The following is a 3,735-nucleotide window of genomic DNA, read 5'->3' as shown; positions in this document are numbered from 1 at the left end:
TTCAACATATTTTTGTTCGTTCTGCTCGTAGTTTTCGCAGTGAGCTTCTTCGGTTGGTTTGAAATAAAGCTGCCCGATAGCTGGGCTAACTCCGTAGATTCCAAGGCCAGCAACGCCACAGGCCTGCTCTCTATCTTCCTTATGGCCTTTACGCTGGTGCTGGTTAGCTTTTCATGTACCGCGCCGATTATCGGTTTGTTGCTCGTAGAGACCGTTACGTCGGGTAATTGGGTAGGTCCGGCGGTCGGAATGTTTGGATTTGCGCTGGCATTGGCCATTCCTTTCACGCTGTTTGCCATCTTTCCCACGCTCATGAAGAAGAGTCCGAAGAGTGGTTCTTGGATGAATCAAATCAAAGTAGTGCTTGGTTTCATCGAGTTAGCGTTCGCTTTGAAGTTCTTTAGCGTAGCCGATTTGGCTTACGGCTGGCATTTGATGGATCGAGAGGTATTCCTCAGCCTTTGGATCGTTATCTTCTTGGCCTTGGGTTGCTACCTTATCGGTTGGCTCAAGTTCCAAACCGACGAGATAGGAGGTAACCTCAACAAGCCTATGCCGGTGCCTGCCATTATGTTGGGACTCTGCTCCGTGGCCTTCGCCGTGTACATGATTCCGGGTTTGTGGGGCGCTCCTTGCAAGGCGGTAAGCGCTTTTGCTCCCCCCATGAATACGCAAGACTTCAACCTCAACACCAAAACCGTTGAGACACATTATACCAATTACGAGGAAGGTATGGCTGCCGCAAAGGCCATGGGCAAGCCTGTATTGCTCGACTTCACGGGCTTTGGCTGCGTAAACTGCCGAAAAATGGAGGCTGCCGTGTGGACTGACGCACGGGTAGCTGACAAGCTCAAGAAGGACTATGTGCTCATTTCGCTCTTCGTCGACGACAAAACGAAGTTGCCGGAGCCTATCACCGTGACCGTCAACGGTAAGGAGAAAACCCTCCGTACCATAGGCGATAAGTGGAGCTATCTGCAAAGTTCCAAGTTTGGCGCTAACACCCAGCCGTTCTATATCGGTCTCGACAACGACGGAAAGCCGCTCACCGGCAGTCGTTCTTATAATGAAAACATCGATGAATACTTAGATTTCCTCGACGGAGGACTCAATAATTATCGGGCCAAGTAACCGATTCCTTATCCTTGTCTTACATTTATGAAATGCTCATAGAGCAATACCGCCATGATTGAACCAACCATTGAAGCAAGAATTCTTGCGCTTATACAGAAGGAAGTAGTCCCTGCCGTAGGCTGTACAGAGCCTATGGCAGTGGCTCTCTGCACGGCTAAAGCCACGGAAAACCTTTGCCACAGGCCGGAGAAAATCACCGTATGGCTGAGTGCCAACATACTAAAGAACGCCATGGGAGTGGGTATTCCCGGCACCGGAATGATCGGTTTGCCCATCGCAGTGGCCTTGGGCGCGCTCATAGGAAAGTCCGAATACCATCTCGAAGTTATCAAAGACCTCACCCCGGAGGCACTTGAGGAGGGCAAGAAGTACATCGCCGAACATCACATCGACATCAAACTGAAGGACAATATCAGCGAGAAGCTCTACGTAGAGGTGTGCTGCGAGGCCGCCGATAGCCGTTCCACGGCCATCATTGCCGGTGCTCACACCAACTTCATCTACGAGGAACGCAATGGCACAGTGCTGCTCGACAAGCGTCAACGCTCATCGAATGAGCAGGCGGAGGACGACTTCAAGCTCGATATGAGAACCGTTTGGGACTTTGCCACCACCACTCCCGTGGAGCTATTGCGCTTCATTCTCAAGACCAAGGAATACAATCTGAAGGCTGCCGAGGAAAGTATTAAGGGCAATTACGGGCACTGTTTGGGCAAGACTATGGACCGTCCGCTCAGTCATGGCATATTTGGCAACAGCATATTCTCGCACATTATATCGAAGACTGCGTCCGCTTGCGACGCCCGTATGGGGGGTGCCATGATTCCGGTGATGAGCAATAGCGGGTCGGGAAACCAAGGAATATGCGCCACAAACCCCGTTGCGGTCTACGCGATGGAGAACGAGAACACCGAGGAAGAGCTCATCCGATCGCTCACGTTGAGCCATCTTACGGCCATATACATCAAGCAAAGCCTTGGCAAACTGTCGGCTTTATGCGGTTGTGTGGTAGCAAGTATCGGCAGCAGTTGCGGCATTACCTACCTCATGGGTGGCGATTACACCCGTGTATGTCACTCTGTGAAGAACATGATAGCCAACCTTACGGGCATGATTTGTGACGGAGCGAAGCCCAGTTGCGCCCTTAAGATTTCATCGGGGGTCAGCACTGCCCTGCTCTCTGCCCTGCTCTCGATGGAAGGCAAGCACGTTACGGCGGCCGAAGGTATCATCGATGAGGATGTCGATCGCTCCATTCAAAACCTCACAAGCATAGGAAAGGAAGCCATGTGTTCCACCGATGACATGGTGCTCAACATCATGACGAGCAAGAAAAAGTCATAAACGAGGCGCTCACTCCTTATTATATAATAAGGTATAGGCCGTGTACGAATGAGTTAAAAGCCTTATCATAAAACCTACAAGGCCAACCATCGGCCTAAAACAAGACTTAAAAGAAATGGCAAAGGGCAAGCTATGAGCTTGCCCTTTGCCATTTATCATCTTTATTTTACTAACGAATTAACGGGTCCCCGTACGCCTTGCATGCCCACGAGGAAGGCCTTTGCCGAGCCAAAACGCAGAAACATATCGAGCCTTACGGGCACATGATTGCTGTCATCGGTCACATAGAAGTCCACGATACGCTTAAACTCACCGTCTTCTTGCTCCATATAAGAAAGGTGAAGGCAACGATATTTACGGTTGTTATCGGCCTTTACGACCTTCTTTCCATTGTAAACCAAGCGTGCGGGGGTACGTCCTTTACCGTCGGCGATAGGAAAGTTCACGACGTTTCCTCGCTTCCAACCCTCCGGATTGAATGATCTGGCCCGCAAGAAGATACTCATCATGTCGTAAACACAGTCGCTATAACTGTTCTTTTCCCAAGAGTGGGTGCCGTTGTTATGCTGCCTATGCTGGCGCACATTGCAGTTTCCACCCGCATAAGAGTACAAAACCTCGTCCACGGTGTAGCGACTTCCCTCCCTCGCTCCTTTGCGATAATAGAGCGGAGCCAAGTCAAGCGTGTTGTAACAAAGCAGCGTATCGCGCAGCACAAACATCTCATCAACCCGCCTATTGCCACGAGTGGTGAGGCTGGCCCTATACGCCGGCTTGCCCCCATAGTGGCTTTGAACCACCGACATGGACGCCGTGCCGGCCTTGACCCACACAAACTTCCAATTATAATACAAGTTATAAGATAGGAATTCGCCCGATTTAAAGGCGGTATTGCGGAACGTACACTGCGCCGATGTCGGCAACGAGACCGACAGCAGTAACGCCATTAACAAGCCAAATAGTTTTTTCATACCGTTTCTTGTTTAACGAATAGGCAGCCGAAGCTACATATTCTTCTTTATATATTCTATTCCCAATTGGGTAGCACGTTGCGCGTTGCGGTTCACAATGCGCTTTTGCTTATCGTTCTTTTGCTTTACCAACTTCCCGGGTTTCTGCTCATAGAGGGGCTTCAGCTTAGGATTCCACGTCTCGGTGATGTCCCATTTGGCCCTCACATTGATGGTCTCAGGGTAGTAATACACCTCTTCGGGTTGGCGATCGCTGTCAAAGTCGCCCGTATCCCAGCGCCCATTG

At 50.5% G+C, this 3,735-nt stretch carries 3 protein-coding genes and 1 pseudogene; 2 read left to right on the top strand and 2 right to left on the bottom strand.

All coding sequences use genetic code 11. The annotated features are described in order from the left end of the window. Together VIR50_RS07695 and VIR50_RS07690 are read left to right on the top strand one after the other, a co-directional pair. Positions 1-1,131, top strand: a 1,131-nt coding sequence (locus VIR50_RS07695; RefSeq protein ID WP_331934563.1) for a protein-disulfide reductase DsbD family protein, incomplete at its 5' end; no start/stop codon positions are given. Between the two features lie 54 nt (positions 1,132-1,185). After that, on the top strand, positions 1,186-2,478 hold the full coding sequence (locus VIR50_RS07690; protein WP_331934562.1) for an L-cysteine desulfidase family protein: 1,293 nt from the start codon (positions 1,186-1,188) through the stop codon (positions 2,476-2,478). A gap of 161 nt (positions 2,479-2,639) precedes the next feature. Here VIR50_RS07690 and VIR50_RS07685 read toward each other — a convergent pair whose 3' ends face one another. Together VIR50_RS07685 and VIR50_RS07680 are read right to left on the bottom strand one after the other, a co-directional pair. Beyond that, positions 2,640-3,449, bottom strand: coding sequence for a DUF3108 domain-containing protein (locus tag VIR50_RS07685; RefSeq protein WP_331934561.1), 810 nt, complete (start codon positions 3,447-3,449; stop codon positions 2,640-2,642). A gap of 33 nt (positions 3,450-3,482) precedes the next feature. Continuing rightward, positions 3,483-3,735: pseudogene (locus VIR50_RS07680) on the bottom strand (hypothetical protein); the annotation flags it as partial.

The organism is Prevotella sp. (assembly GCF_036570325.1).
In the GTDB taxonomy this organism is placed as follows: domain Bacteria; phylum Bacteroidota; class Bacteroidia; order Bacteroidales; family Bacteroidaceae; genus Prevotella.
This window is presented reverse-complemented; position numbering and strand designations above follow the sequence as displayed.